The organism is Vibrio sp. PNB23_22_6, assembly GCF_052877535.1.
In genome coordinates, this window is record NZ_JBNFXP010000007.1 from 1 (window position 1) to 24,101 (window position 24,101).

The 24,101-nt window shown below is 45.3% G+C and carries 20 protein-coding genes and 1 other annotated feature; of the genes, 11 read left to right on the forward strand and 9 right to left on the reverse strand.

Annotation, left to right across the window (positions count from 1 at the left end; translation table 11 throughout):
• Positions 1–401: 401 nt before the first annotated feature.
• The 3 genes from clpB to rluD form a co-directional block, all read right to left on the reverse strand.
• Positions 402–2,975: an ATP-dependent chaperone ClpB gene (gene clpB / locus ACVA54_RS07665; protein WP_099078951.1), complete on the reverse strand. Its 2,574-nt coding sequence runs from the start codon at positions 2,973–2,975 to the stop codon at positions 402–404.
• 143 nt (positions 2,976–3,118) lie between these two features.
• Positions 3,119–3,847: a peptidoglycan editing factor PgeF gene (gene pgeF, locus ACVA54_RS07670; protein ID WP_099078950.1), complete on the reverse strand. Its 729-nt coding sequence runs from the start codon at positions 3,845–3,847 to the stop codon at positions 3,119–3,121.
• Position 3,848: 1 nt separating this feature from the next.
• Positions 3,849–4,826 carry a 23S rRNA pseudouridine(1911/1915/1917) synthase RluD gene (rluD, locus tag ACVA54_RS07675; RefSeq protein WP_099078949.1) on the reverse strand — a complete coding sequence of 326 codons (978 nt, stop codon included), beginning with the start codon at positions 4,824–4,826 and terminating at the stop codon, positions 3,849–3,851.
• Positions 4,827–4,962: 136 nt separating this feature from the next.
• Here rluD and ACVA54_RS07680 point away from each other — a divergent pair, with 136 nt between their 5' ends.
• The 5 genes from ACVA54_RS07680 to yjjX all read left to right on the forward strand — a co-directional run bounded on the left by ACVA54_RS07680 (position 4,963) and on the right by yjjX (position 9,958).
• Positions 4,963–5,691 (forward strand): outer membrane protein assembly factor BamD, encoded by a 729-nt coding sequence (locus ACVA54_RS07680; RefSeq protein ID WP_099078948.1) that lies wholly within the window; start codon positions 4,963–4,965, stop codon positions 5,689–5,691.
• A 143-nt stretch (positions 5,692–5,834) separates the two neighbouring features.
• Positions 5,835–7,268, forward strand: a complete 1,434-nt coding sequence (locus ACVA54_RS07685; protein WP_446649506.1) for a transglycosylase SLT domain-containing protein — start codon at positions 5,835–5,837, stop codon at positions 7,266–7,268.
• Between the two features lie 384 nt (positions 7,269–7,652).
• Positions 7,653–7,979, forward strand: a complete 327-nt coding sequence (hpf, locus tag ACVA54_RS07690) for a ribosome hibernation-promoting factor, HPF/YfiA family (RefSeq protein ID WP_005447957.1) — start codon at positions 7,653–7,655, stop codon at positions 7,977–7,979.
• A gap of 108 nt (positions 7,980–8,087) precedes the next feature.
• Positions 8,088–8,209, forward strand: a sequence feature (Phe leader region).
• 12 nt (positions 8,210–8,221) lie between these two features.
• Positions 8,222–9,400: a prephenate dehydratase gene (gene pheA, locus ACVA54_RS07695; protein WP_099078947.1), complete on the forward strand. Its 1,179-nt coding sequence runs from the start codon at positions 8,222–8,224 to the stop codon at positions 9,398–9,400.
• A gap of 24 nt (positions 9,401–9,424) precedes the next feature.
• Complete coding sequence (yjjX, locus tag ACVA54_RS07700) at positions 9,425–9,958, forward strand: inosine/xanthosine triphosphatase (protein ID WP_172438097.1); 534 nt, start codon at positions 9,425–9,427, stop codon at positions 9,956–9,958.
• 109 nt (positions 9,959–10,067) lie between these two features.
• On the opposite strand, the gene trpR is transcribed toward yjjX, so the two are convergent.
• Together trpR and sltY are read right to left on the reverse strand one after the other, a co-directional pair.
• Positions 10,068–10,370, reverse strand: coding sequence for a trp operon repressor (trpR, locus tag ACVA54_RS07705; RefSeq protein ID WP_005440603.1), 303 nt, complete (start codon positions 10,368–10,370; stop codon positions 10,068–10,070).
• Positions 10,371–10,383: 13 nt separating this feature from the next.
• Complete coding sequence (gene sltY / locus ACVA54_RS07710) at positions 10,384–12,330, reverse strand: murein transglycosylase (RefSeq protein WP_099078945.1); 1,947 nt, start codon at positions 12,328–12,330, stop codon at positions 10,384–10,386.
• A 370-nt stretch (positions 12,331–12,700) separates the two neighbouring features.
• Here sltY and ettA point away from each other — a divergent pair, with 370 nt between their 5' ends.
• The 3 genes from ettA to ACVA54_RS07725 all read left to right on the forward strand — a co-directional run bounded on the left by ettA (position 12,701) and on the right by ACVA54_RS07725 (position 16,027).
• The gene (gene ettA / locus ACVA54_RS07715; RefSeq protein ID WP_099078944.1) at positions 12,701–14,368 is read left to right on the forward strand and encodes an energy-dependent translational throttle protein EttA; all 1,668 of its coding nucleotides are present in this window, start codon (positions 12,701–12,703) and stop codon (positions 14,366–14,368) included.
• 259 nt (positions 14,369–14,627) lie between these two features.
• Positions 14,628–14,996, forward strand: a complete 369-nt coding sequence (locus ACVA54_RS07720) for a PilZ domain-containing protein (RefSeq protein ID WP_099078943.1) — start codon at positions 14,628–14,630, stop codon at positions 14,994–14,996.
• Between the two features lie 29 nt (positions 14,997–15,025).
• Positions 15,026–16,027 carry a M23 family metallopeptidase gene (locus ACVA54_RS07725; protein ID WP_099078942.1) on the forward strand — a complete coding sequence of 334 codons (1,002 nt, stop codon included), beginning with the start codon at positions 15,026–15,028 and terminating at the stop codon, positions 16,025–16,027.
• 72 nt (positions 16,028–16,099) lie between these two features.
• Here the strand turns inward: ACVA54_RS07725 and tyrA are convergent, their stop codons facing one another.
• The 3 genes from tyrA to nagZ all read right to left on the reverse strand — a co-directional run bounded on the left by tyrA (position 16,100) and on the right by nagZ (position 19,549).
• Positions 16,100–17,227, reverse strand: a complete 1,128-nt coding sequence (tyrA, locus tag ACVA54_RS07730; protein WP_099078941.1) for a bifunctional chorismate mutase/prephenate dehydrogenase — start codon at positions 17,225–17,227, stop codon at positions 16,100–16,102.
• A 25-nt stretch (positions 17,228–17,252) separates the two neighbouring features.
• Complete coding sequence (locus tag ACVA54_RS07735) at positions 17,253–18,326, reverse strand: 3-deoxy-7-phosphoheptulonate synthase (protein WP_119464083.1); 1,074 nt, start codon at positions 18,324–18,326, stop codon at positions 17,253–17,255.
• 239 nt (positions 18,327–18,565) lie between these two features.
• Entirely contained in the window at positions 18,566–19,549 is a 984-nt protein-coding gene (nagZ, locus tag ACVA54_RS07740) for a beta-N-acetylhexosaminidase (protein ID WP_099078939.1), read from the reverse strand.
• Positions 19,550–19,649: 100 nt separating this feature from the next.
• On the opposite strand from nagZ, the gene ACVA54_RS07745 reads away from it, so the two are divergent.
• Both ACVA54_RS07745 and murQ read left to right on the forward strand, forming a co-directional pair.
• Positions 19,650–20,762, forward strand: coding sequence for an anhydro-N-acetylmuramic acid kinase (locus ACVA54_RS07745; protein ID WP_099078938.1), 1,113 nt, complete (start codon positions 19,650–19,652; stop codon positions 20,760–20,762).
• Between the two features lie 64 nt (positions 20,763–20,826).
• Positions 20,827–21,753 (forward strand): N-acetylmuramic acid 6-phosphate etherase, encoded by a 927-nt coding sequence (gene murQ, locus ACVA54_RS07750; protein ID WP_099078937.1) that lies wholly within the window; start codon positions 20,827–20,829, stop codon positions 21,751–21,753.
• Between the two features lie 218 nt (positions 21,754–21,971).
• On the opposite strand, the gene ACVA54_RS07755 is transcribed toward murQ, so the two are convergent.
• A complete protein-coding gene (locus tag ACVA54_RS07755; RefSeq protein ID WP_119464082.1) occupies positions 21,972–22,313 on the reverse strand; it encodes a DUF2799 domain-containing protein in 342 nt (113 codons plus the stop codon).
• Between the two features lie 295 nt (positions 22,314–22,608).
• Between ACVA54_RS07755 and ACVA54_RS07760 the strand changes: the two genes are divergently transcribed.
• Positions 22,609–24,093, forward strand: a complete 1,485-nt coding sequence (locus ACVA54_RS07760) for a carbon starvation CstA family protein (protein WP_119464081.1) — start codon at positions 22,609–22,611, stop codon at positions 24,091–24,093.
• Positions 24,094–24,101: the final 8 nt, after the last annotated feature.

Below are 24,101 nucleotides of genomic sequence, written 5' to 3' on the forward strand. Positions count from 1 at the left end.
TTTGATACCAAGGTATCTAATTGGATTATCATCAACGAGTGCCCACACAGATTGATAGGTCTATATTGTTAAAGAGCACACTCTGAAGTTACCTTCAAAGTGGACGGCCATTTTATCGATATAACTTTTCGTGTCAAACACTTTTTTAAGTTATTTCTCTGCGAGTTACTTTCCAACTCAACCGCTTTGCCACCTCGGTTCTGCTTTGCTTGCTTCCCCTAGACAACGGAGGCGAATTATAGGGAGTTCGTTTAAGAACGCAAGCCTATTTTTCAAAAAAAACTGCCTCTTTTAAACCGTTCGAATAAAAAACAATCAAAACCTAGTAAAAGGGGAGTAAAAAGGGGCCTTACGGCCCCTAATAGTTGAAGTTGAACACATTTAATTTTGAATTAATGCCTTTATTGGTGAGCGATAATTTGGTCATTGCTAACGATTAACTGAATTATCTTATCGGGTAAAATTTGCCCAGCAAGAATGGATTTCGCTAGTGGGTTCTCAACATATTGCTGAATGGCACGCTTTAGTGGGCGCGCACCATACACAGGGTCGAAACCAACCTGAGCAATCAAATCGAGCGCTTTCTCAGACACCTCAAATTGATAGCCTTTCTCTTCTAGTCGTTTCGCTAAACGTTCTAGTTGAATAGATGCAATTGACTTAATGTGGTTTTGACCTAGAGGATGGAACACCACGCTTTCATCAACACGATTTAAGAACTCCGGTCGGAAGTGCTTACTAACCACGTCCATCACTTCATTCTTAATACCTTGGTAATCCAAAGTTGCAAAATTCTCTTGGATTCGAGCAGAACCTAAGTTCGATGTCATGATCACTACTGTATTCCGGAAGTCAACTGTGCGACCTTGTCCATCGGTGAGGCGACCATCGTCTAACACTTGAAGCAAGATATTAAATACGTCCGGATGTGCCTTCTCTACTTCATCTAACAAGATGACAGAATATGGTTTACGACGAACAGCTTCGGTTAGGTAGCCACCTTCTTCATAACCAACGTAGCCTGGAGGAGCACCAACCAACCTTGCTACGGAGTGTTTCTCCATGAACTCTGACATGTCGATACGCACCATCGCATCTTCACTGTCAAACATGAAGCTCGCGAGTGTCTTACACAGTTCTGTTTTACCTACACCAGTTGGACCTAAGAATAAGAACGATCCAATCGGTCGATTCGGATCAGATAATCCAGCACGACTACGGCGAATTGCATTTGATACCACTTCCACCGCCTCTGCCTGACCAATAACACGCTTATGTAGAACATCTTCCATGCGAAGCAGTTTTTCTTTTTCTGCTTCTAGCATTTTCGATACCGGGATACCGGTTTGCTTAGAAAGCACTTCGGCAATTTCGTTATCTGTTACTTTATTTCGCAGCAGAGTCATCTCTTGCATTTCGGCCTGTGTCGCAAGATCGAGTTGCTTCTCTAGCTCAGGAATACGGCCATATTGCAATTCAGACATACGGTTTAAGTCACCCGCACGACGCGCAAAGTCCATATCCATGCGAGCCTGCTCTAACTCACCTTTAATATGTTGTGTGCCGGACAGTGCGGCTTTTTCGGCATTCCACACCTCTTCTAGCTCTGCGTATTCACGCTCTTTTTCATTCAACTCATCATTAAGAACATCCAAGCGTTTTTCACTCGCTTCATCGTGCTCGTTGCTTAGCGCTTGTTGCTCAATTTTAAGTTGGATGATTTTACGTTCGAGTTTATCTAACGACTCAGGTTTAGAGTCGATCTGTAAACGAATGCTCGAAGCCGCTTCGTCAATTAGGTCGATCGCTTTATCTGGCAACTGACGGTCAGAAACATAACGGTGCGACAAACTTGCTGCAGCAACAATCGCAGGATCAGTGATCTCTACATGATGGTGCAATTCATAACGCTCTTTCAAACCCCGTAAGATCGCTATCGTATCTTCTACCGTAGGCTCATCCACAAGCACTTTTTGAAAACGACGCTCAAGCGCGGCATCTTTTTCTATATATTGACGGTATTCATCCAACGTTGTTGCGCCCACGCAGTGAAGTTCGCCACGGGCCAATGCTGGCTTTAGCATGTTACCCGCATCCATTGAGCCTTCACCCTTACCTGCACCGACCATGGTATGAAGCTCATCGATAAATAGAATGACATTGCCTTCTTCTTTGGCTAACTCATTCAGTACAGACTTCAATCGCTCTTCGAATTCACCGCGGTATTTGGCACCAGCGACCAATGCCCCCATGTCTAGAGACAACACACGGCGACCACGTAGGCCTTCTGGTACTTCATTATTAATGATGCGCTGCGCAAGCCCCTCGACAATCGCGGTCTTACCCACTCCGGGCTCACCAATGATGACGGGATTGTTTTTGGTACGACGTTGTAATACTTGGATGGTTCGACGAATTTCGTCATCGCGGCCGATAACTGGATCTAACTTCCCCTGCTCTGCTCGTTCAGTAAGATCTATGGTGAACTTTTCCAATGCTTGGCGCAGCTCTTCAGCATTCGGGTCTTTGACTTTTTGACCACCTCTGATCTTTTCGATCGCTTGGCTAACTTTTTGCTCGGTCAGCCCGATCTCTTTAAATAACTGACCAAGTGGGCCTCGATCCTCTAACGCAGCTAATAAAAAGACTTCTGAAGAAATGTAGGAATCCTGACGATTTTGAGCAACTTTGTCACACAGGTTGAATAAGGTTCCCATCGAACTTGATAGCTGAACATCACCGCCAATGCCACTGACTTTTGGCAGTCGATCTAACATTTCACTCAACTTAGAGCGAAGATGAGTAACATCCACATCTAACATCGTCAGTAGTGGACGAATTGGGCTACCGTTCTGATCGAGCAACGCCACCATTAAGTGCACGGGTTCGATATATTGATGATCGCGACCTAACGCTAGTGACTGCGCATCAGAGATAGCGATTTGAAACTTACTGGTAAATCTATCAAGACGCATATCAACCTTCCTAACTTCAACTGAAGAAAATTCTTTAACAGTTAGAAAGATGGATACTACTGGGGGGAAATTCAAGGGAGTAAATCAATAAAGATAGCTTTGCAACAATAGCGATACCTTTAAGTAAGGTCTGGTTGATATGCTTATTCTTCAATCCAAATAAAAGTCGCTTGTCGACCCGTCACACCATCACGACGGTAAGAATAAAAAGAATCTGAGTCTTGAAAAGTACAAAGACCTGAATCGAACACTTGTGTGACGCCAGCTTTGTTCAAGCGCTGAGTTGCGAGTTTTGACATATCGGCAAACCATTTGCCGGAAATATCTCGCGGTAGAAATGCATGTCGAGCTTGTGAATCAAAATCAACAAACGCTTGTAACACATCGTCACCAACTTCAAATGCTTGAGGACCTATTGCTGGCCCAAGCCATGCGATAACTTCACCAGAAAATAACTCTAATGCATTTTCAACGATGCCGTTCGCTAGACCTCGCCAACCTGCATGAACAGCGGCGACTTGTGTACCTTGCGTATTCGTCAGCAACACCGGCAAACAGTCTGCGGTCATCGCTGAACAAACAACATGCTGAGAAGAGGTGAACACACCATCGGCATCCAACACATCCAAAGTTGGCTCGTTAATTTGAGCAACGACAGTAGAATGCGTTTGATTTAACCAAACTGGCGCATTCGGCATACTTACTTGCAGCGCCAACCAATCACGATTCTTTTCAACTAACGACCAATCATCCCCAACATGCGCACCTAAATTCAGTCCTTGATAAGAACCCGTAGAGAAGCCCCCGACTCGTGTTGAGGCAAAAGCTTTTACGTTTTTAGGTGCAGGCCAGTTGGGAATAATTATCTTCATATTAGAACTCGTCTGGCAAACCGTATTCTTCCGTATCTTTGCGCAGCGCTTCCGTCATTATCACCATGTCATCTGGAATAGGAGCATGGAACTCAAGCTCTTCGCCAGTGATAGGATGCTCGAAACGTAGCATTACTGCGTGTAGTGCCTGGCGGTCGAAACCACGAATCATCTCCGTCAGTTCTTGTGATGCACCCGTTGGGATACGGGCACGGCCACCATAAGCAGTATCACCTAGGAGCGGATGCTGTAGGTAAGACATATGAACACGGATTTGGTGTGTACGGCCGGTTTCTAGACGCAGACGAATACGCGTGTGTTCACGGAAGTGCTCCGCCACACGGTAGTGTGTTACCGCCGGTTTACCCAGAGGCGCAACCGCCATCAGCGTGCGCTTGGTAGAGTGACGACCAATGGGCTGATCCACTTTACCACCTGCCGTCATACGGCCGATCGCAATCGCTTCGTACTCACGCGTGATGTTACGTTTTTGCAGTGCACGCACTAAACGAGTTTGCGCTGGTACTGTTTTCGCAACGACCATCAGACCGGTTGTGTCTTTATCCAGGCGGTGCACGATACCTGCACGCGGTACTTCAGCGATGTCTGGGTAGTGATGTAACAATGCGTTAAGAACAGTGCCATCTGGCGTACCTGCACCTGGGTGTACTACAAAATCACGAGGCTTGTTGATCACGATGATGTCATCATCTTCGTAGACGATATCTAGCGGGATATCTTGTGCCTCCCAGCGTTCTTCATCTTCCAGCTCGGCTTGCAAGGTAATTTCCTCGCCCCCCATTACTTTGGTACGAGGTTTAGTGACAACTTCACCATTCACTTGAACCTTCCCGTCAAGCAACCATTCTTTTAGGCGCGAGCGAGAAAAGTCAGCGAATAATTCGGCGATAGCTTGGTCTAAACGTTGACCTAACTGGCTATCTTTTACGGTGTTGGTTAAAACAATCTGCTGAGCCATATCGAACTTTTTTAAAAACTGTGAGACTAATGCTCACGACTGTGGAAAAATAGAGTATTACATCATTGTATCTGTTACTGGAAAGAAAGTAACGGCAGCTTAAGAAATATTTAGATTCAAGGAACAGACTCCTGATATGAAACATCAGACTTTAATAGGCCTTTTAGCGGTATCCCTTCTGTTTGGCTGTGCAAGCAAAGAAGAAATCGTTCCTGATGTGCCACCTTCTGAACTGTATGCAGACGCACAAACATCTCTACAAAGCGGTAACTGGCTTTCTGCGATCGAAAAACTAGAAGCATTAGATTCCCGTTATCCGTTTGGTGCTTACTCAGAACAGGTACAACTTGACCTTATTTACGCATACTACAAAAATGACGATTTAGCACTGGGCTTAGCAACAATTTCTCGTTTTATGCGTTTAAACCCAACTCACAAAAAAATGGACTGGGTGCTTTACATGCGTGGTTTGAGCCACATGGCGCAAGACCGTAACTTTATGCATGACTTGTTCAGTATTGATCGTAGCGACCGTGATCCAGAACCTGTAAAGAAAGCCTTTGATGACTTCAAGAAACTGTTAGAGCGTTACCCAACCAGCCCATACGCAGAAGATTCGCAAAAGCGCATGGTAGCATTGAAGAATCGCCTTGCTGAGTACGATCTGGCCACTGCGGACTTCTACCTACGCCGTGAAGCTTGGATCGCAGCCATTAACCGCGCTCAGGAATTGCAAAAAGCCTTTCCAGATACCGAGGCTGCTCGTAAGTCGCTTAAGATCCAACTTGCCGCCTATAAAGAACTCGGTCTAGACGATGCCATCGTAAGAACAGAAGAACTCATTAAACTCAATCCTGTCAAATAACCTCCTACCGCCACAGCTGACTCTGTGGCGTTTTTTCATCGAAGCTAAACAGCCATGAATTAAGCACCAAGCAATTACTTGGTTCTTTTTAGGCTCCAACGTCTACACTTAAGAGACTATTCTCGTTTTGTCTGGGTGTGATTGTGTCATTAATAAATCGATGGGTAGTTTTCTGGTTAGTGCTACTCATTTCAGCATCGATTAATGCTCTAGGTTTATCCCCACTAAAGCAACCTCCATATATCGGAGACTTTTCCACTCTCAAAGAGCGCAATCTCGTTCGGGTATTAGTAACCGCTGATCTTGGATTCTATTACGTTGAAAATGGTCAATCTAAAGGCATCGCTGCTGAACTGTTGACAGAATTTGAGAAAGATCTGCGTAAAATCCAACCATCACTACACATTCAAGTCATTCCCGTCCCTAGAGATAAGATATTGACATATTTAGAGGAAGGATTTGGAGACCTAGCTATTGCTAACTTAACGAAAACCGAAAGTAGAGAACAGCTTGTCGACTTTAGCGACCCATTGCGGACAGGCATTTCAGAGTGGGTAGTCACCAATAAGGATATACCAACGATCACCGACATCACTCAGTTAAGCGGCAAAGAATTGTCGGTTCGTAAGAGTTCAACTCATTATGAAAGTATTCTGTCGTTGAACAAAACTTTTGCCAAGGCAGGGCTTGAACCAATCTCTGTGCATTTTGTTGATGAAACAATACAAGATTATGAACTGCTTCAAATGCTAAACAAAGGTTACATACAAGCTATGGTCCTCGATAGTCACAAAGCCGATCTATGGCTTAATCACATGGATACGTTACGTGTACACGAAATCATCCCCTTAAGAGAAGATGCTGAAATAGCATGGGCAGTACGAGAAAATAGCCCAGAAATAGAAGCCATTGTGAATGCCTTCATTAAAAAAGCAAAAGAGGGAACCTTGTTGGGAAATATCTTAGATAGCCGTTATCTAGAAAATACTGATTGGCTCGATAAAGTTCTCAGCCCACAAACCCTTAGTAAGCTTGAACAACTATCCACTCTTTTTAAAAAATACGCTGATAAATATCATTTTAATTATTTGATGATTGCGGCTTTAGCGTATCAGGAGTCTGGATTTAATAATAACTTAGTTTCTAAAAGAGGGGCGGTGGGTATGATGCAGATTTTGCCAAGTACGGCTAGGGATGCAAATGTAAACATAAAAAATATTAAAAACTTAGATAATAATGTTCACGCTGGAGTTAAGTATTTGAGCTTTCTTCGTAAACAATATTTCAGCGATAATTCGATAACTCGTGAAAACCAAGTTTACTTAACACTTGCCGCCTACAATTCAGGACCAGGAAACGTTGAAAAGATGCGTAAAAAAGCGATGCAAGAAGGTTACAACCCAGACATATGGTTTCAAAATGTTGAAACGGTTATGAGGGGAAGTGGCTTTAGCGAGACAGTTAACTACGTACGAAATATTAATCGCTATTATGTCATATATAGTCATTTGCTTCGCTTAGCGGGAGAAAAAAACGACACATCAAGTCCCAACTCAAGTTCAAGTCCGAAAAGTTGACCGTATGTTTTAAGCTGAATGAATCTTGCTAGGTAAAGGGGTCACTTGGGGAAAGGTACCCCACTTTTAATTCACGATCGAAACACTAAAATGTGCGATGCATATCACGATTTAATATTGATTAATTTTTGAGTTGCTAGAATTACAGGCTGTAAAATATCCCTAAAAACGGGTTAGTTTTCAGCTCAACACTCTATTCAATCTAATGATTTAGAATCCGATAACAAGCTATTTCCGCATAAATCTAGACAGTTCTTGAGTCAGATCACATTCGTTTTTGAACGCCAAAAACCCAGCCTGAATAGTGACTTGGATCACATTCTTTTCTCGTCAAAGCGGTAATCTGAACTTAACCCATGAGGGATGAAACAGAGGAAAACTTTTATGACAATGAACATTACTGGTAAAAACATCGAAATCACCTCTGCAATCCGCGCTCATATTGAGAGCAAATTCAAGAAGCTGGAAAAATGGCAAGTCGACATCATCGGATGCCAGGCAACATTCAGTGAGGAACCAAACAAACAGAAGAAATTCGAAGCCGTTATTAAAGTTCCTAAAGGCCAGCTAATCGCCTCTGCAACTCACGAAGATCTGTATGCAGCTATCAACGAAGTGGAGCAAAAACTAGAACGACAATTGAATAAGCTGACCCACAAACCTGAAGCTCGACGTGCGAATAAGCCTGAGCTAGTGGAAGAAGAAGAGTAAATAGACCAGATTGAGGAAATAGCGCCGAAAGGCGCTATTTTTTTGCTTGACGCTCCCCGCCAGCTTGCTTATTGTGTTTAAACACTCACAAATTAACCACTATTTATGCATTTAACCAACCTGTTTATTTTTGACTTCTTTTTCCTTCCATAGTAGGAGGGGCTAACTCGTTTGTGAAAGAAAAGTCAAAAACAAACAGAAAGCCTCCCAAATCGGGGGGCTTTTTTATAAGGAAAGAATTGATGACTGACCAACCTATTTCCCTGGATGAAATTCGTTTACGTTTGAATGAGCTCGATGACCAACTGCTTAGCCTACTGTCCGAACGCCGAAAACTCAGCATTGAAGTAGCAAAAAGCAAAGTACAAACGTCAAAACCTGTTAGAGATGCAGTCCGTGAACAACAACTTCTCGTTAAACTGATCACTAACGGCCGTGATAAATACGAACTCGACGCTCAGTACATCACCAAACTTTTCCATACCATCATCGAGGACTCTGTACTCCTTCAACAGAGCTACCTACAAAACTTAGTCAACCCACAACAAAGCCGTAAGCCTTTAGCTCGTGTTGCTTTTCTTGGTTCAAAGGGTTCTTACTCCCATCTTGCCAGCCGTGAGTACTTTAGCCGTAAGAATACCGAGCTGATTGAACTGAACTGCGAACACTTCAAAGAAGTGACTCAAACTGTTGAATCCGGCCATGCAGACTATGGCGTATTACCTATAGAAAACACGAGCTCTGGCTCTATCAACGAAGTTTACGACCTTCTTCAGCACACTACGCTGTACATTGTAGGTGAACTCACTCAGCCTATCGAGCACTGCCTTGTTGCAACGAAAGATATTCGCCTTGAGAACATCAAAACACTTTACTCTCACCCGCAACCACATCAGCAGTGCAGCGAGTTCCTAAGCCGCATGAAAGGCGTGAAACTAGAATCTTGTGCTAGCACCGCTGATGCGATGCAAAAAGTGCAAGAGCTTGCCCGTGATGACGTAGCTGCTATTGGTAACGCATCAAGCGGCAAACTGTACGGCCTGCAAGCTATCCAAGGTAACATTGCGAATCAAACAGAAAACCACACACGCTTCATTGTGGTAGCTCGTAAGCCTGTTGAAGTGTCACCCCAGATTCCAGCGAAGACAACGCTGATCATGTCTACATCACAAGAAGCCGGATCCTTAGTTGAAACGCTGTTGGTTCTGCAGCGCTACGGCATCAATATGACCAAACTAGAGTCACGTCCAATCATGGGTAATCCATGGGAAGAAATGTTCTATGTAGACTTGGAATCTCATCTTGGTTCAACCGAAATGCAACAAGTGCTCGAAGAACTCACTAAGATAACTAAGCATCTGAAAGTATTGGGATGTTACCCAAGTGAGAACGTAAAACCAACCCAAGTAAAATTGAGTTAATGGACATCAATGAGTAGAAAGATCATGGTAGACCAAAAAGTCGTTATTGCTTCGCTTAACCCAGCCAAAATCAAAGCAGTAGAGAGTGCATTCCAAAGCGCTTTTCCACAACAAAGCTTCGAGTTTGTTGGCGTAAATGTCCCCAGTGAAGTGGCTGAACAACCAATGACGAATAAGGAAACGCACCTTGGCGCACTAAATCGTGTACGCAATGCGAAAAAAGTCATAACAACTGCAGATTTCTATGTCGGTCTTGAAGCGGGTATCGAAGGTAATGTGACGTTTGCTTGGATGGTGATTGAATCAGAAACACACCGCGGGGAGTCGCGTTCAGCGAGCCTAATGCTACCACCAGAAGTATTGAAAAAATTAGAACATGCTAACGAACTTGGTGATGTAATGGATGAAGTGTTTGGCACGGAGAATATCAAGCAGAAAGGCGGTGCGATTGGTTTACTTACACAGCACCAACTCACTCGCAGTTCAGTATATCATCAAGCCTTGATTTTGGCTCTAATTCCATTCACCAACCCAGAACACTTCCCGTCAAATCTGTAATACCAATCGTAGTAAATAACGGTTCATTTTTGCGTGGTAAAACTGACAGAGAAAAACAGCATTAAAAAAGGGCGATAGTGTCGCCCTTTTTACTATCTGAAACTTAACATTATTGAGCGCCCTGCTCTAACAACGTTTTAAGCTTATCTTTGTCTGCGTCAGACTTCGACTTCAATTCATTAGAACCACGGGTAATGGTCGCAATACCAACCCCAAGCATTTGACTGATTTGACGCTGAGAAAGCTCACCTTTAAGCAGTTCATTGAGAATGTTCACACGCGCGGTGAGTGATTCTCTCTCATCCGGTGTCATTAGCATAGTCAGCAGCATCTCATGTTGCTGGTTATCTACACTTGAGCGAATCAGTTCAACAATCTGTTGCCAGTCTTTGTACTCAGGTTCATGTGACATCAAGTTACCTCACTCAATACTTGGTATTGATCTCGTTTTGGGTCAAGAACGCACCATCAACGCCCAAAAGATCACGATAGTAAGTTTCAAACATCAAGATATTCTGCACGTAACCGCGTGTCTCTTTAAATGGAATCGCTTCAATAAAGGAATAAGCGTCTACTTTTCCTTGGGTTCGCTCTCGCCACGTTTTTACTCGGTTAGGTCCAGCATTATAAGCAGCGAGCGCAAAAATACGATTATTATCGTAATCCTCCATCAAGCCTTGCAGGTAATGACTGCCTATTTCAATGTTCTTACCCACGTTATATAAGTCTTCTGTTCCTTGATACTTGAGCTTGTATTTACGCGCGGTGTACTTTGCCGTAGCAGGCATGATCTGCATCAAGCCACGAGCCCCCACAGGAGAGCGCGCCTCTGAATCTAGCGCACTTTCTTGTCTAGCTAATGACATCATCGTGATCGGATCGATATTGTGCTTATCTGCATAAAAGTTAAACCACCAGCGATGTGCTACTGGGAATCTCAATTCCATGTTGTCCCACATTTTAGCCTGAATACTCGCCGCCACGGTTAGGTGGTACCAGCGTTTTGAGGCAGCATAAGCCGCTAGCATCGTTTTCTCATCGTTGTCTACACGACGTAGCAAATGTGCCCATTCGCTTTTGGCTGCAGCAATTTTGTCTGTTTCAATTAACTCTTCAATTCGAAGCAATGATTTTTGGTACGGTTGAATGGCCTTCTTGTCCAACGTTACAGAGCTCGATGGATACTTTATTGACTGCCCAATCGCATTGGCTGCCGCGACACTGTAAAAGTTACGCTGACCGACAAGTTTAGCGAGTCGTTTTTTACCAGCCCCTTGCTCACCAAGAGCAATCTCACTACGTCCTAACCAGTACTGCCAGCGAAGTGATGCCTGCTCCTCTTGATTCAGTACTGCAATCCATTTTTGCACACCTTCCCAATCGCCATTTTGAATCGACAGACGGATACGACTCTCAATTAATGGCAGGTGTTTACTGGTTTTCGTTTTGTCATCTCGCCACTTAGCCAACGATTCAGACTCGGTACGAATCAAACGAATCGCAATGTAATCTGCGAGAGCTTGCGCTTCTTGCGGCGAGAACTTCTGCCCTTTGACAACAGACGCGTATGCAACTTGCGCTTGTTCAATATTCTTACGAGCCAGCTTTTTTAACGCATATTCACTCTGCGCACGATTGAAGTCATTAGCAGATTGCTTCTTGGCAAACCCAGCTACGCTTTCCGGCTTATCAAACAGGGCTTTCATCGCCTTAGCTTGCTGCTGCGCTTTCGCCGACTTCGGTAGCTTTTGCAGATAGGTAATTAAACCACCATTGCGCGCATCAAACGCCAACAACATACGTTGCAAGATCATGTCATCAGTACGTCCGCCCGATTTATCCCAAGCAAAAAACAACGGATCGCATTCATCGGCAATGCTCTTACCTCGCAGCCACATATGTTCAGCACCTTTAAAGGCCGCGACTTGTTTGCCTTGTTCTAGCTGAGCGACATAAAAGATACACTGATAACGCTCACCACTGGGCTCAAACTTCTGGAACTCGGTAATAGTTTTCCAGTCTTTCTGGCGATATAGACTATCTAGGTAAGGGGCGCGAATCCGACGTGAGAATGGAAAAGCCTCATAGTCTTTAATAAATTCATCCACCTGCTCAGGGGACTTACTCGATAATTGCCTCAAAAACACTCGATAATCCACATAAGGGGTCAGCGGATAATCGGCGATTTTGGGACGAATAGACAAATAACCATCGATATCATTGTTATCTATTAGGTTTTGAGCCTGTTCGTAGACTTGACGCTGCTTTTCTAAGCTTAGCGCCGCGCTTGCTGTCACACTTACCGCACATAAAGCGGCTGCATAACATACTCTTTTAGCCAATTCAGATACGTTGAATGTCATGTGCGTCATTTCCCCAGACGTTGTTCTCTTTACTCTCCGCCACGAGCAAAAGCAAAACGTGACGGAGATAAAGCATATGCATTTATTTGCATTCTATTACACGCTCATTGTAAAGCGACTTGATATAATAAATGTTGTGCTCGTGAAACTTTAGAGCCTTGCAAAAAGAATAGATTCCATAAAAGTCATGGTTCATCATCAGAGTCCGTTCTATTTAAAGGCGAACAACAAAAGTGTATACCCTAAGCATGTGAGTTTCCGGTCAGCGATAAAGAAGAAATCACACGAGATTGGAATTTCTTGCAATGCGGTAACAAAACTGGATGAGTTGGTATAAAATAGTCGCTTTAAATGACAGTTAATTTAGGAACGATCGGCAATGGCTGAATACGTATATACCATGTCGCGGGTGAGCAAAATCGTGCCACCTAAGCGTCAAATTCTTAAAGACATCTCTCTAAGCTTTTTCCCTGGTGCCAAAATCGGTGTTTTAGGTTTGAACGGTGCGGGTAAATCTACTCTGCTGCGTATCATGGCAGGTATCGATACCGACATCGATGGTGAAGCTCGCCCACAACCTGGCCTTAACGTAGGTTACCTGCCTCAGGAGCCAGTACTAGACGAATCAAAAACGGTTCGTGAAGTTGTTGAAGAAGCCGTTGCTGATGTTGCTGGCGCTCTTACGCGTTTGGATGCGGTATATGCAGCGTATGCTGAGCCTGATGCAGACTTCGATGCACTTGCAAAAGAGCAAGGTGAACTGGAAGCGCTGATTCAAGCGAAAGACGGTCACAATCTAGATAACGCACTAGAGCGTGCTGCAGATGCCCTTCGCCTACCAGAGTGGGATCAAAAGATTGCCCACCTATCTGGTGGTGAGCGTCGCCGTGTTGCCATTTGTCGTCTGCTTCTAGAAAAACCAGACATGCTATTGCTAGACGAACCAACCAACCACTTGGATGCTGAGTCTGTTGCATGGCTAGAGCGCTTCCTTGTGGACTACACTGGTACTGTCGTTGCTATCACGCACGACCGTTACTTCCTAGATAACGCGGCAGGCTGGATCCTAGAACTTGACCGTGGTGAAGGTATTCCTTGGCAAGGTAACTACACCTCATGGCTAGAGCAAAAAGATGCCCGTCTACAGCAAGAGTCATCTCAAGAAAGTGCTCGTCAAAAAACCATCGAGAAAGAACTGGAATGGGTACGTAAGAACCCGAAAGGTCGCCAAGCAAAATCTAAAGCTCGTATGGCTCGTTTTGAAGAGCTGCAAAGCACTGATCATCAAAAACGTAACGAAACCAACGAACTGTTCATCCCGCCAGGTGAGCGCCTAGGTGATAAAGTTATCGAAGTGAACAACCTGACGAAGTCATTCGACGGTCGCGTTCTTATCGATGATCTATCGTTCAGCATACCTAAGGGTGCAATCGTAGGTATCATCGGTGCCAACGGTGCGGGTAAATCAACCCTATTTAAGATGTTAAGCGGCACTGAGCAGCCAGATTCAGGTACTATTGAACTGGGTGAAACAGTGAAACTGGCGTCTGTTGAACAGTTCCGTGACTCAATGAACGACAAGAACACGGTATTCCAAGAGATTTCTGAAGGCGCTGACATCATCAAGATCAACAACTTCGAAATCCCTGCGCGTGCTTACTGTTCTCGCTTTAACTTCAAAGGCTCAGATCAGCAGAAGATCATTGGCGAGCTATCAGGTGGTGAGCGTAACCGTGTACACCTTGCTAAGCTGCTTAAAGCTGGCGGTAACGTACTGCTACTCGATGAACCAACCAACGACCTTGACGTTGAAACGCTACGAGCACTAGAAGAAGCACTGCTCGAATTCCCTGGCTGTGCCATGGTTATCTCGCACGACCGTTGGTTCCTAGACCGTATCGCTACGCACATCATCGACTACCGTGATGAAGGTCAGGTTAACTTCTACGAAGGTAACTACAACGAGTACATGGAATGGCTGAAGAAGACCCTTGGTCCTGAAGCAGCTGAACCACACCGCATCAAATACAAGCGCGTATCGAAGTAATTTCGGTTATAAGATGAGTGTGTGGTATATCACCCTACGCTCACCTTTGCTTGTCATTCGTACAAAGGTCGCTATCATAGCGGCCTTTGTTGTATGGGTTGCATAAATAACTCGAAGTGCCTCCCAAGTAGGCCAAGAGCATGACCACTAGCTAGCCTAACTCTGTAGCTGTCTCGACATTTCAAGAGCAAAGATTGAACAATCTTTGTACTGTTTGATATAATCTTTCAATTGTTTGAATACTTTACGAGAAAGCTCTATGACGGAGAGACGACACTTTTCACGCATCATCTACCAAGTATCGACTCTAATTGAGCAAGGTGACTTGGCAATGCAAGCTACGATTCAAGATCTTTCATTACATGGCTTGCTATTAAAAGTTGAAGATGCAAAACCGTTGAATTCGTCACTTCCGGTAGAAGTGGGCTTCTCATTTATTCAATCAGAACAGGTGGTGCAGCTAAGTGCTGGTATCATTTCAATTGCAAACAATGAGATTCGGTTAAAGATAAGCGACATAGACATCGAGAGTATTAGCCAACTAAAACATTTTATAGAATTGAATGTAGGCAATAACGCGCTTCTGAATCGAGAGTTAGAGCACCTTTCAGGTTTAGAGGAAGAATAAATTGTGCGCCTACTTTAGTAACAATAACTATGTCTAAAAAAATTACCATGCTGATCCCGACAAAAGATGGCAATCAGCAATTTCATTTGGGTCGCCTTTCGATCCTAACCATCTGTGCATCCGTTGTTACATTGCCCGCAGTCGTCGGCGGCGCATGGTATCTGAACCAAAAGCAGGTTCATGATACACAGACCCTTAGCCAGACCATAGCTAAGCTTGAAAGTGAAAAAGCAGAAATCACTGCGCTTTACGAAGAACAATTGGATACCAACCACTCACTGTCTCAATCTCTGACGGACAAAAACAACCAGATTCAACTGCTAGGCAAGCGTGTCTTTGATGTTGAGTCCGTACTAGGCCTTGCTGATGAAGAGCTTGTCGGAGATGAAAATAACCTAGCATTGGAAGTGCGTATCGATGCGGCGGCGGTTGACTCTGCTGTGCGCGCAACCATGTTTCGTTTGATCCCAAACGACAGCCCGATGACCTACCAGCGTATCTCTTCGTCTTACGGCTCTCGAGTTAACCCTATCTCAGGCAAACGCCATGTCCACACTGGCATTGATCTAACCTGTAAACGTGGTGAAGAAATTCTTGCGCCTGCCGATGGTGTCATTGAAACCGTTCGCCCTAGTAATAAAGGCTACGGTAATTACCTGACATTACGCCACTCGTTTGGTTTTTCTAGCTCCTTTGCTCACTTACAAAAGTTCAACGTAAAAAGTGGAGAGTTTGTCAGTAAAGGCGATGTGATTGCTAGATGTGGTAACTCAGGAAACTCAACAGGCCCTCACCTTCATTATGAAGTACGCTTTCTTGGTCGTGCTCTTAATCCGCAGTATCTAATGGATTGGACCCCAGAGAACTTTAACTACGTATTTGAAAAAGAGAAGAAGGTAAAGTGGGGGCCACTGGTACAGCTCATTGATAATGTAGTTCGTCTACAGGTCAACCTGACCAACTCACCGTACCGCGATACTCGTATCAGTACTGTTTCGAGTGAAAGTAGCAGTCAGACAAAAACCAACTGATAGAAGTTGGCTTCAGTGCAACAAAAAAGAGCAGCCTTGCGACGCTGCTCTTTTTATCATTCAAACCAGCAATTATCCGCGGTGAATATTGTCGTTGGCTTGTTTTAACAGGTTTTGGCTCTCATGCATAAATTGCTGAGAGTAATCACCAAACCAATCACTCACTTGCTCAAAGCTTTCAACAAACTCTGCTTTGTCTTTGCTATCTAGGATGCTTAGCGCCTCCCCAAAACGTTGGTGGAATCGCTTAATCATGTCGATGTTCTCTTGCGACGAAAGAATGATATCACCGTAGAGATGTGGGTCCTGACCAAACAGACGCCCTACCATCGCTAACTCCAAACGGTAAATTGGCGAACTCAGTTTTAACAGCTGTTCAAGGTTTGGATTCTCTTTGCTTAGGTGCATGCCGTAAGCAAATGAAGTGAAGTGACGCAACGCCTGAATCAGTGTCATGCCATGATCATGCTCTTGCGCATCGATTTGGCACAGGCTTGCTCCCCAAATACCAAGCTGCTGCAATAGCCATTGGTATTGCTCGTTGCCACGACCATCGCAGTACACGATCACCTGTTTTGCCAAGCTTGATACATCTGGACCAAACATTGGGTGCAAACCAACTACTGGGCCTTGGTGTACATTCAGCATTGCTTGCAAAGGCTTGTACTTGATAGAAGTCAGGTCACACAAAATACAGTCTTTTGGCAGGTTACCTAGCTTTTCAATCACACCTTCTGTTAGGTGAATCGGCACAGTAACCACAATCAGCCCCGCATCTTTTAGGATATCATCCGCGTGATCCCAGTCTTTGCTGCCCAGCACTTTTACTTGGTAACCAGATAGCTTGAACATTCGGCCAAACAGACCACCTAGCTGACCATTACCACCAATAATAACCACTGAGCGCAATTCAGGGTTCAAACACTTAAAACCAGAATCTTTCTCGCTGGCATAAGACTCACGCATGATTCGACGAAGAATGTCTTCAATCAGCTGTGGAGGAATCCCCATTTTTTCAGCTTCAGCTCGTCGTGACGCCAGCATTGCTGCCTCACGATCAGGGGCGTAAATTGGCAAACCGTGTTCGCTTTTTACGTCACCCACTTTCTCTACTAATGCTAAACGCTGAGCCAGTAGATCCAACATTTGCTTGTCGACCGCATCAATTTGATCACGTAATGCGTTAAGTTCAACTGCCATTGATGTTCCTTAAATTAGTTCCGTTTTAGCCTTTAAGACGAGTCTCTAAGAAAGGCACCAGCTCTTCATGTGCATGACGTAATAGTGCCTCAGTTGAATCCCAATTGATACATGCGTCGGTGATCGATACGCCGTATTTCATCTCTTCAAGTGCAAGGTCTGAAGATTGGTTACCTTCATTGATATGGCTCTCAATCATCAAACCGATGATCGACTTATTACCCTCACGGATTTGGTGAATCACGTCTTCTGCGACTAATGGCTGGCGGCGGTAATCTTTACGTGAGTTCGCGTGGCTGCAGTCCACCATCAATGATGCATCTAAACCAAACTTCGCCATATCTTGCTCACACTCGGTGACAGAAACTGAATCGTAGTTGGTTTGTTTGCCACCGCGCAAAATCACGTGGCCATTCGGGTTACCTTGTGTGGTCAGTAGCGCCACTTGGCCTTCGCGGTTTATCCCCATGAAGCGGTGACTCGAAGAGGCGGCTTGCATAGCGTTGATCGCCGTAGCCAAACTGCCGTCCGTACCATTTTTAAATCCGATAGGCATAGAGAGACCACTTGCCATCTCACGGTGAGTTTGTGATTCCGTTGTGCGAGCACCAATTGCTGCCCAGCTAAAGGTATCAGCAAGGTATTGCGGGCTGATTGGGTCAAGGGCTTCTGTTGCTAGCGGGATTTCCATCTCTGCCAGTTCCACCAGCAATTCACGACCAACATGCAGACCATGTTCAATGTCGAAGCTGCCGTCTAGGTGTGGGTCATTGATCAGGCCTTTCCAACCAACGGTGGTTCGAGGCTTCTCAAAGTAAACACGCATTACAATATACAGTTGGTCGCTTAGTTGTTCTGAAAGCGCTTTTAAACGCTTAGCGTAATCCTTCGCTGCCTCTACGTCATGGATAGAACATGGTCCACATACAATAAGTAGACGATGATCTTTCTTGTGAATGATGTCAGCAATAGTTTGACGAGACTCTTGAATGAAACGGCGCGCCTTTTCACTTAGAGGAAGCTTAACTTTTAGCTCCTCAGGCGTGATCAGTACTTGTTCTTCGCTGATGTTGATGTTGCTCAATTCACTTCTTTGCATAACCTTACCTGTATACTTATTTTTACACCAAGCCAGTTCCTTAGCGAGACAACTAAGCTTAACCAACAAGATAACAGGCTAAAAAAGAATTACAACTGTATACAATAAAAAACATTTAGTGCAAATTAAAGTTTACACTAGAGAGAAAGCCGAAGCTCAGGGCACTTCGGCTTTAAATGGGCTTTTTTTTGAAAATTTACGTCTCCCCCTGAACACACCATTATTCAGAGGTGAAATGGTTAGCCAATCAATCGTTCCATGGCTTCAGAGGCTTCTTTCCACTCTTGCGAGAGTTTTAGATCGCTTAGAGAAAAGCCTTGCTTCTTCAACAAGGTCTCAGCAAGAGGAACAGAAGTGATTGGCAGATTATCAAGCACTTCGACTTGTGCATCGCGTTTGTTGCAAACCAGCAGCATGTCGCAGCCAGCGTTTAATGCTTGTGCACCACGCTGAGCAGGGCCACCCATGATCGCAGCACCTTCCATGGTCAAATCATCGGAGAAGATCAAACCTTTAAAACCAAGTTGCTGGCGCAGGATTTGTTTTAGCCAATACTCAGAACCACTTGCGGGTTGGTCATCATAATTTGGAAAGATGACATGAGCAGGCATCATCGCATCTAAGATGCCAGAATCGATTTGCGCTTTGAAAATGGCTAGGTCTTGCTCAAAGATATCGCTACGCTCATCGTATGGCGTCTCTAGATGTGAATCGGCAATCACACCACCATGACCCGGGAAGTGCTTGCCCGTTGTTGCCATACCGACACTCTTCATGCCCTGCATGTAAGCGGTGCTATGACGTAAAATGGTGTCCATATCTTCACCAAAGGCACGGCTACCAATCGCTTTACATTGGTGACCTTTATCGAGCACTGGCGCGAAGCTCAAGTCAATACCATGAGCAATCAGCTCTGCCGCCATTAACCAACCGCCCATACGTGCTAGTTCTTCGCCATTTTGGTGTTTGGCGTATTCATCTGCTGAAGGAATCAAAGAGAACCCTTCACGAAAACGCTGAACTCGTCCCCCTTCTTGATCCACACCAATCAAAATCGGTCGCTTAGCCGCTTCGCGGATGGATTGGGTAAGCGCTTGAAGCTGCTCGCTATCATGATAATTGCGAGTAAATAAGATCAAGCCACCAACCGTTGGATGTTCCAAAATTTCTCTGTCTTCCGCAGTCAGTTCATAGCCTGCAACATCAACCCATAACGGTCCCATTTTTTCTCCTCAAAATCGGCTGAATATCTCGTATTCGATGAGGTTATTCGCTTCAGAATTGCTTTACAATAAGTGAATCGAAGAATTGACGGAATTGGCTGTGAATCTTAACAAACTGTATATCGGTGTGATGTCTGGAACCAGCATGGACGGCGTAGATACCGCACTGGTTGAAATCGAAGATAACCGTGTTCGCTTAATCGCACACGATGACTATCCAATGCCCGCTCCTATCAAGCAGACGCTATTATCGGTTTGCACAGGGCAAGACACGAATCTCAAAGCCATTGGCGAGCTCGACCATCAGCTTGGGCATCTGTTTGCTGATGCGGTTTTACAGCTGTTGGATAAGTCGGGCTATTCTGCAGAGCAAATTCGAGCCATAGGCAATCATGGTCAAACCGTGTTCCATCAACCAACTGGCGATCTGCCCTTCACCACCCAACTAGGAGATGCCAACATCATTGCAGTAAAGACTGGCATTGATACCGTGGCCGACTTCCGCCGTAAAGACATGGCGCTTGGCGGACAAGGAGCGCCACTCGTGCCGGCTTTCCACAAAAGCATCTTTGCGATGCAAGACTCCACAACAGTAGTGCTCAACATTGGAGGTATTGCCAATATCTCCGTCCTGCATCCTCAGCAACCTGTCATTGGTTATGATACAGGTCCGGGCAATATGCTAATGGATGTATGGTGTGAGCAGCATACCGGACAAGGCTTCGACAAAGACGCGCAATTTGCTCTACAAGGCACCATCGACTCTGCTTTGCTAACTCAACTCTTGGAAGCGCCTTACCTTGCTATGTCGGCGCCTAAGAGCACAGGGCGAGAGCTATTCAATATCGATTGGCTACATCAACAGTTAGATCACCACAATACCTCCGCACAAGATGTACAACGCACGCTGTGTGAATACTCTGCCGTGACGATTGCAAACGAAGTGGAAAAATTCACTTATGGTCAAACACCTCAGCTATTAGTATGTGGCGGCGGAGCGAGAAATCCATTACTAATGCAACGTCTAGCGGAACGTCTACCAAAATGGGAAGTGGCAACAACAAATGACAAGGGCGTTGATGCTGACTATATGGAAGCCATGGCATTTGCTTGGCTTGCGCAGCGCCACATTGATGGGCTGCCAAGCAATTTACCGGAAGTAACGGGCGCGAGTCGCCTTGCTTCACTCGGTGTACTCTATCCTAAAAACTAAATGCGTTGTGCCAGACACAACTTCGAAATGAAACCAATTCAGTATTCAAAAGGCTTAAACCATTATGACAAATGACGCGCTTATTGCCGCTCTTGCCCACCTGGTATCAGAAGGTCGCAACCCAGATACGATGGATATCGACCTACTGCCATCACTGGACATTGTTCATCGTCTGAATCAACAAGACAAACTCGTACCGCTTGCGGTTGAGAAAGTGCTGCCTGAAATCGCACTCGCCGTGGATAAAATCACCGATGCATTTAAAGTCGGTGGTCGTCTGGTTTACATGGGCGCAGGCACCAGCGGTCGCTTAGGGGTACTGGATGCGTCTGAATGCCCACCAACGTTTGGCGTGTCAGACAAGATGGTGATTGGCTTGATTGCGGGCGGGCCTGAAGCCATCCTAAAAGCGAAAGAAGGCGCGGAAGACTCTCCGACTCTCGGCGAACAAGATTTGAAAGACATCGAGTTCACCAACCGTGATGTGGTCGTCGGCATTGCTGCCAGTGGGCGCACCCCCTACGTGATTGGCGGCTTGGAATACGCCAACGAGATTGGCGCGACAACGGTGGCGCTGTCTTGTAATCCAGACTCTCCCATTGCAGACATTGCTAACATCGCGATTTGCCCAGTAGTCGGCCCTGAAGCCTTAACTGGTTCAACTCGTTTGAAATCAGGCACCGCACAGAAACTGGTTCTGAACATGCTGACCACAGCGAGCATGATCCGTTTAGGTAAGAGTTACCAAAACCTAATGGTCGATGTGAAAGCAACCAACAACAAGCTGGTTGCTCGCGCCGCGCGTATCGTGATGCAAGCGACTGACTGCAATAAAGAACAAGCGACCAAAGTGCTCAAGCAAACGGATTATGAAGTGAAACTGGCGATCTTAATGATCCTGACCGATCTGGATATTGAATCTGCTCGTGCGCATCTGCATCACCAAGATGGTTTCTTGCGCAAAGCTGTAGAAAGCCACCAGTCAAACTAAACCAGAGGAGACCAAGTGGTCTCCTTTCGATGCTGATCATTGTTATACAAATCATTGTAAATAAGTGATCAGAAGTAGCGTAGGAAAAGCGTTTGAGAACAAGGCGAAAAATTTCGATAAGTAGTTATTCTACAATCAATTTACTTTGAAACGAAAAGTTAACGCTGTCATCGGGCGTTGTAAAAAGCTAATATGAGCAAAGAGTTACTATGATGGTATTAGTTACTGTATTCGTTCCAACCGCGTTGCCATTCCATACGGAACTTCTGCGCTTGCGGTGTGCCTTCGCATACACCTTCGTAGTACTGACCAGACAAGCCCATCTGGTACGCGAAGTCTGGATTACAGTACTCGGCAACCCCTTCCAAATATCCTTGGTCGTAATCACCTTGCTTTGCGTTACCTAACGCACTGAGATCTTTCATCGTACGTGATGTATGCCCAGTGATACCATCTTGATAGCCAATCTGATACCAGTCACCGGATTGCGCCAGTTCTTCCGTGGTTGCCGCACATCCCGCCAGTAAAGCCAGCGTCAAGCCTAACGTTACCTTTTCCATTATTCTTCCTTAACTAGTTGTTTCCTAACAAGCTTACCACTAAAGCCTGTGGTTTGCCGCTTATCTGTCGATTTCACCACTTAACTCTTGAGGTAACCGCTTACCCTTGATAGCAACCACTCAATCCTTAGCATAGCCACTAAGCAAACGATAAAACCACTTAATCTTTATATCGACCACTCGCTTCTCTATTCGACCACTCATCCACTGAGCGAATGCACTTAACAAAAGAGGCGAATACCATACATCTTGAGCTTAAAAAATTACCCTACCTAATCACCCAAGGACAATTGCTATGATGTGGTTTCTAACCTGTGTCGCAGCCCTCATCGGCGGATACTTCATCTACGGCGCTTTCGTTGAGAAAGTTTTCGGTATCAATGAGAATCGCCAAACGCCTGCCCATACTAAAACGGATGGTGTTGACTACGTTCCAATGTCAACCAAACGCGTTTACCTTGTTCAGCTACTTAACATTGCTGGTGTTGGTCCTATCTTCGGTCCAATCATGGGTGCCCTATACGGCCCAGCGGCAATGCTGTGGATTGTTGTAGGTTGTATCTTCGCAGGTGCGGTACACGATTACTTCTCAGGCATGCTTTCTGTTCGTAACGGCGGTGCATCAGTACCAACGATTACCGGTCGCTACCTAGGTAATGGCGCAAAACACTTTATGAACATCTTTGCCATTGTCCTATTGCTTCTTGTTGGTGTGGTATTTGTATCAGCGCCAGCAGGCATGATCACGAACCTAATCAACGACCAAACCAGCCTAAGCGTCAGCATGACGACCATGGTTGTGTTAATTTTCGCTTACTACATCATCGCGACAATTGTTCCTGTAGACAAAATCATCGGTCGTTTCTACCCACTGTTCGGTGCTCTACTGATCTTCATGTCAGTCGGTCTAATGACAGCGGTTGCGTTCTCTAGCGAGCACACAGTGATGGGTAACTTCCAAGTGAGCGATATGTTCACTAACTTGAACCCGAACGACATGCCTCTATGGCCGGCGCTATTTATCACTATCGCATGTGGCGCAATCTCAGGCTTCCACGCAACTCAGTCTCCACTGATGGCGCGTTGTATGGAAAACGAGAAGAACGGTCGCTTCGTATTCTACGGTGCAATGATTGGTGAAGGTGTTATCGCGCTAATCTGGTGTGCTATCGCTCTGTCTTTCTTCGGTACAATTGACGGTCTTGCAGAAGCAGTGAAGAACGGCGGTCCTGGTAACGTGGTATACAGCGCTTCATTTGGTCTGCTAGGCGTATTCGGTGGTGTGATTGCTTTCCTTGGTGTAGTTATTCTGCCAATCACTTCTGGTGACACTGCGTTCCGTTCAAGCCGTCTGATTCTTGCTGAATACTTCGGTATGGAACAGAAAACACTGCGTAACCGTCTGCTAATGGCTATTCCACTATTCGTTATCGGTGGCATCCTGACTCAAGTCGACTTCGGCATCATCTGGCGCTACTTCGGCTTCGCAAACCAAACCACGGCAGTAATGATGCTTTGGACTGCGTCAGCTTACCTACTGCGTCACAACAAGCTGCACTGGATTACAACTGTCCCAGCCGTGTTCATGACCACCGTTTGTGTAACGTTCATTCTAAACAACAGCACCCTAGGTTTTGGGCTGCCAATGCAAATTTCGACTATCTCTGGCGTTCTGTTCGCACTAGCCGCGGCGGCTTACGTTATCAAAATCTCGAAAGGCAAAGGTGACTCTGAGTTCGCCGATGAAGAAAAACCAGAAACGGTCTCTGAAACAGCATAGTCGATACC